The organism is Cupriavidus basilensis (assembly GCF_029335485.1).
GTDB lineage: Bacteria > Pseudomonadota > Gammaproteobacteria > Burkholderiales > Burkholderiaceae > Cupriavidus > Cupriavidus basilensis_E.
On the sequence record NZ_JARJLM010000059.1, the window covers coordinates 1 to 5,983 of the forward strand.

Sequence of the window (5,983 nt, forward strand, 5' to 3'; positions counted from 1 at the left end):
AGCGCATTGAATGCATCATCAGAAATGATCTCCAGATTCTTAAACTGCCAATATGCTAGGTTGTAGAACAAACAGCGAAAGAATAGCGCCATCTGCTTCACGCCGACTTCGAATTCAATACCGCCCTCCGCACCCAGCCCGACACAAAGGCTGGCATGGGCTGTGAAGCGAAATGTGCCATCAATATATTCAATCTTGAACTTCGCCCCGGCACCAATACCCGCCATCCCCCCCGCGGACGGGGCGATATCGGCGATGCTGACGAACGCCTTGTCGAGACTCTCCGGATCCCGCCATTCCAGCGCTCCGGTCAGCGCTGCGTCGGCCCGCGCTCCGGCAAACGCACTCACGGATACGTCGAGCGCGCCAACGTCGGCCTCGTCATTGGTATTGATCGAGACCGACCGCTTGCCGCGTGCCTTCTTTCCCTTCCGGCCAGGCTTGCCCGAGACTCTCGGCGATTTATTGTCCAATGGGGACACCTGGACCTTCATGGCCAGCTCGCCAGCAATGCTTGCGCCCACCACCCCGGAAACCTCCAGCGTGATTCGGCAACGTGCCGCGATCAGATCATAAGACTTGCCCTGCCTGTCCTGCACAGTCCATAGCCAGCCCTCCTTGCGCGGAAAGTAGAGATCGAGATTCGCCTCGGCCTTGGCAAAATCGATCGCCGCGTGGCCTTCGGCCTTGACGCTGACGCGGCGGTCCATCACCGACAGATCGCCATTGAGACTTCCTCCGTAGGAGAATCGCATCAACTGGGCGTCCGCGCTGAGCTCAATGTCGGCGAGCTTCGTCTCGCCGTGGGAAAGAGACCCTCGGCGCTCCAGATGGTGTTCCTGGTTCCAGTTGTCAGCCCATTGGCCCAGCGTGATGCTCGCCCCGCCCTTCAGATCCTCGCCGAACAGGGTCTTTGGCTTGATCGTCGTCTGATTTGCGATCTGTTCCTTCACGTACGAGCGGAGTTTTCCCTTATCCAGGCTGCGCTTGCCGTTGCTACCCTTGGCGTAGACTTCAGACCATCTTGTTTTTTCAGCGTCCTTGATTTTCGGCCACGCCGGTTTCAGTTTTCCCGACTCGACATAGACGAGCTTCTCCGGCATCGTCTTCGGCCATTTCGCAAACTTCTTGAGTTCCGTCGCACTCTTGAATGAGGCCATCTTCTTCTTGAGCGTCAGGCCATCGATCTGCAGTTCCTGACCGTCGGCCTTTTTCTTCTGCTGCGCCTCTGCACTCTCTTTCCCGAGCGCGATCAGTTCGACAAGCCTGTTGCCGACACCCGCCGTACTGTGCTTGTCCTCCTTCGGCTTTGCAGGTGCAGCGGAACCCGAGGTCTGGCCGGCGCCGGCATTCCCTTTGCTGTCGGGCACCGGATCGAGCCTGTCATAGACTTCGCGAAGCTTCCCGTGTGCCTCTACCTGCCATTCGATGGCGAAGCCAAGTACGCGACGCGCCTGGGCCTTGTCTGTGTCAGAGCCCTGTTGAGCCTGAAGATCCTGCAGATTCGCCTCGCACAGTTGCACCGCCTTGTTGGCCGAATGCAGATCGGCCACTTTCTCGCTGAGCCCGTTGTAGTGACTGCGCAACAGATTTGCGTCGGTCCCCGGCACGATAATGACGTCGCCGGTTTCCGGCTGCAGGAAAGCCAGGGGTTCCCCCGGCACCTTGGTGTCGACATTGCTGCCATCTCTCGAGTTGGCGGCCCCATTTCCCAGTTCACGATCGGCCATGTCCTATCCCTTGAAAATCTTGAGGGCCTGCGCCTTGTCCGCAAAAACGCGGATCGTCCTGCCGGCGGCATCTGTCACGCCCTCGATCACCTCGCCGCTTGCGGTTTCTATCCGATAAGGCAGGTGCGGCAATACCTCGCCCGTGTGCTCGTCCCTGAGGGTGAACTGTTCGTCGTACAGGCCGGGAGGCTTGGGAAGGGGTTGAATCGCTTCTTGCAGACTGGCCACCCCCTGCTTTTGCATGGTGATCACCTTCAGGATCAGGTCGCCTGGCCCGCCAATGGTGACATTGCCGTCGGCAAGCCGTACAAAGGCACCGCCGCATTCGAGAATCAGTTCACGCTTCGCCGCGATGCGAACAGCGCCGTTCACGCTGGAAACCTCGATGTCCTTGTCCGCAGCCAGCGACATGGCATCGCTCTGCGCCTGGATTTCCACCTTCCCCTTACCTGCAAACAGCTTGATGCCCAGCTTCTGGGCGAACAGAGAAATCATGTCGCCAGCCGCGACGGTGAGCTTCTTCACGGCGCTGAAATCGATATTCTTCTCGGCGACAACCGAGACATTGTCACGGGCCGATATCTGGGCACCGCGCCCGGCAACGATGCCGACGGATGCGGGGGCGCTTGCCAGCAGCGAAGGCTCGGTGAGCCCGTTCAACGCTGTCGTGACTTGCTTCTGTGCATCCGTATCCGCTGTGCCGGCATTTGCGGCGCTGGCCGAGTTTGACAGGGCACGCGCTATCCGCAGTGCACTCTCGAGCTGGGCCGCTGCCGCCTGCATATCGAGCTGATGCCCGCCAGCCAGCGGCTGGTCATCCGCCGAAAGAAACAAGCCCTTGCCGCCACGGAGCACGCCCCAGCCAGACGTTCGCAACTCAAACCCCTCACCCCGCTTCTGCCGCTTGCCATCGACGAGGTAACCCATGTTCAGCTGGGTCTTGCCCCCGTACTCGGTGGAGATATGGATGAATTCCTGCCCCTCCCAGTCCTCCATCATCACCATGTTGTTGCTCTGCGTGACGATGGCATTGCGCGACAGCCAGCGGTCCTGGTTGGTGATCAGGTCGGCGTGATGGCTGTGGTGGTGCACATGGGCGATGTATGGCTTGTTCGGATTGCCGTCGCGGAATGCGATTGCCACTTCCGTGCCATCAATCAAGGGGAAATGGAAGCCCGTCTGCAGCGCGCCCGCGAACGGCTTGGCCAGGCGCAGCGGCACGCTCTCGCCGCCTGCGCTCCACTCGTCGAAGTCCACGTCGAAACGCACCACGTAGTGGCCGTGCTGGGTCAGATAGGCATATTTGTACTTGCCCGGCGAGGTGATCCGGGCGCTGAGCGTGCCGTTGATCCTGGGCCAGCTGGCTTCATTCAGCCGCAGGCGGAAGCGCCGGTCCGACGGAATGGCTTTGTAGGTATTGCGATAGGCCGCATCGCGCCCGCCGCTGTGGGTGACTTCGATGATCACCTGCCCGTTGGGCGCATCGGGCAGCGTCCGGTCCATGCGCAGGATGCGCGCGAGCCGCAGCTCCAGCACGTTGCTCTCGCCCTCGTAGATGACCTGCCAGGCGATCGCCGCCTCGTGGCGCAGTTGCGCTTCCCATTTGGCGCCCTCCTGGTCCAGGTGGTGAGTGCCGTAGACATAGGGCTGGCCGTAGGTCGTCTTGTCCTTGCGGGCGACGTTGGCCTCGGCCTTGAAGCGCTCCCAGGACTGGTCCGGGTTGTAGTCGGCGACGAGATAGGAGGCCGGCACAGTGCGCGCGTGGGTCTGGATCGCGAAGACGGTTTCCGTGCCAGATTCGAGGCCGGCGGTTTCCCGGTAGGGCACGCGCAGTTCGGGCAGGTAGAGATAGTGGTCGATGTCGTCGCCGAACACCACCATCTCGCCGAACTTGCCGGGCTCGAAGTAGCTGTAGAGGCCTTCCTGCTCCATCAGCAGCCGGATGTAGTCCCAGTCGGACATCTGGTATTGGAAATGGAAACGATGCTCCGGGTACTTCCGGCGGGTCTTGAAGCGGAACTGATGGCCCGCCAGGCCGTGCCGGCGCAAGATGGCCTCGATGATCTGCGGGGCGGTCTTGTGCTGGTAGATGCGGCTGGCGTGCGTGAGCCTGAGGCGCGCGACCAGCGGCTCGATCACGATCTGGTAGGCGGAGAAGTCCTGCGTCTGCCGGGTCTTGCTGAAGCACGTAATGCAGCCCGCGAACCTGCGCGGCGCGGTGCCGTCGGCGGGATCGATGACGAAGGTGGCGTCCTTGTTGAGATAATCCGCGCGGTCGAGTTCCAGCGGGTGCGTCAGCTGGATCGTCACGGTGTAGGGCTCGCCCATGCGCTCGACGGCTTCGAACGACACCACTGACAACCCGGCGGCGCTGGCGCTGCTGGGCACCTCGACGAAATACGACTGCTGCCCGGTGAGCCTCTTGCGCGACGCACCGCCGTATTCGTTCCGCTCATCAATCCAATCCGCCATTGCCTTTCGCTCCGTTGTCAGCGCGACAGAGGCTGTGCCTGCCGCAAAGGGAGGCGCATCGCTCGACGACATGCCTGCACGCGCTGCACCTTACCCGCATTCGCGGGCGCTGAGAACGGTTGAAAGTCGCATTTTCCAAGCTCATGCAAATAAAGAATTTTCTGCATTCAAAAGCAGAAAATTCTCGAATACAGCCTGAGGGACCGCGTGTTATTTTTTATGATTTTCCATCGCTCGAACGCCGCGCCGATTGATTTCAATTCAAGGCGCGAAGCTCGCAGTGGAGATCACACTCTGCGGCGGCAGTTCCGAGCTGCCAGTGGATCGGGATCACCGTACGATGGACGACTTCAAGCCTGAGGGGGCTGGAAGCATCTCGTTATACGGAAGTCGAAGCCCCGCCTCGGCTACTACCCCGGCATCCCCGACTATTCGGTCAAGGTGGCATTGCTACCGGTGCTCTGACAGATCGGAGAGATTCGCATCGGCCAAGCCGGATGCAACCGCCGAATCTGCTTCTGGCGCAACACCGGCTAGCCTCAGGTGCTCCACGTCCTTCGCGTCCGCCAAACCGGTTCCGGCAGCGACTCGGCGGGGCCGGCAAGAGCGTAGTCGATCGGCATCGTCAGCCCTTGCTCGCCATGACCAACGATGAAATGACGCGGCAACCGCAGGCGCATTTATGAAGGTGCAGCGCCACGGGCACACCCTTGTCGGCGAAATTAGGAGCGCCTTCCGCAATGTATGTATCACCGTGTAGCGCGCATCTCGCCGGCCCGCACTAGCGGGCCGCTGCACGTCCCATAAAGCTCATGTCCTTCGAGCCAGCCAGGACTTTCCCGCCTCTTTCAAGCTCGTCTCCCACTCGGACAATTCCAAACATAGTATTCGTCTTAGATTAAACAATGTCACTTACCAGCCACTATTCATAAATTCGCTCCGAAATCTCCTTCCCTAGAAAAAATATAGAGAACTCTCTTGAGAAAGGTATCAATATCGAATTTATTGGCTCAGCACCCAAATCTATATGAAGCATTTTCCGCTCAACCTCCGACTCGATTTACATCTCTCCAATTCAAGTATCACATTATTATTCCATCACACGTCCATCCAACTCAAAAATGTCAAGCCCGCGTATCACCAAATTAAATTCCGCGAAAAAAATACTCATGGCATAAATTTCCTCAATTGAGTAAAACACGAAACCGGAATATTTTCACGAAAATACGTTCCAACAATAGCCTTGCGCCTTTTATCGATTTCCACATTTATAAACTCATCCCCACAAGCCGGAAACCCATCAACAAAATCCATTATTTTCGGTGAATACAAAAAAATCCTATATATTTTATAGACACCCATCCCCTCATCTATATGCCACACTGAAAAATCAAGCTGCCCGTCAAAGTTGTAGTCAGAAACCTCAATATGCAATTTTTCTTCGCTCTGAAACACTATTTTCTTACTTGCAACCGCTCCGCTCATCTCAAATATTTCGTACGAAACATCCTCATCATTAACTCGAATGCAAACCTCTGTTGAACTATTTGGCGAAAAACACGTAATCTCCGATGCCGCTGTCAACTCAACCAACAACACCATTGACAAAATACAAAAAGCCATCCATTTCCATGACATGGTGCTCACTCCGGCGCAGCCATATTTATTTGTACGCTGCTTTTCGGCGCAGGCGGTTGAACAACCACCATCGCGCCTCGATCGACGCCATCCGCCAAGACATGCCATCCAGAGAAACGATTAAAAAATTAATAGAATTATTT

At 57.7% G+C, this 5,983-nt stretch carries 3 protein-coding genes and 1 pseudogene; all 4 read right to left on the reverse strand.

The genetic code is table 11. From position 1 onward, the window contains the following. The coding region (locus tag P3W85_RS03505) for a hypothetical protein (protein ID WP_276263746.1) at window positions 1-1,730 on the reverse strand (1,730 nt) is incomplete at its 3' end. A gap of 3 nt (window positions 1,731-1,733) precedes the next feature. After that, window positions 1,734-4,202 (reverse strand): type VI secretion system Vgr family protein, encoded by a 2,469-nt coding sequence (locus P3W85_RS03510; RefSeq protein WP_276263747.1) that lies wholly within the window; start codon window positions 4,200-4,202, stop codon window positions 1,734-1,736. Between the two features lie 625 nt (window positions 4,203-4,827). Beyond that, window positions 4,828-4,962, reverse strand: a pseudogene (locus P3W85_RS03515) (PAAR domain-containing protein); the annotation flags it as partial. Between the two features lie 407 nt (window positions 4,963-5,369). Further along, entirely contained in the window at window positions 5,370-5,840 is a 471-nt protein-coding gene (locus P3W85_RS03520; protein ID WP_276263748.1) for an XAC2610-related protein, read from the reverse strand. Window positions 5,841-5,983: the final 143 nt, after the last annotated feature.

Coding starts and splice junctions, on each gene's coding strand:
- P3W85_RS03510 (WP_276263747.1), bottom strand. CDS start 4,202: ATGGCGGATTGGATTGATGAGCGGAACGAATACGGCGGTGCGTCGCGC.
- P3W85_RS03520 (WP_276263748.1), bottom strand. CDS start 5,840: ATGTCATGGAAATGGATGGCTTTTTGTATTTTGTCAATGGTGTTGTTG.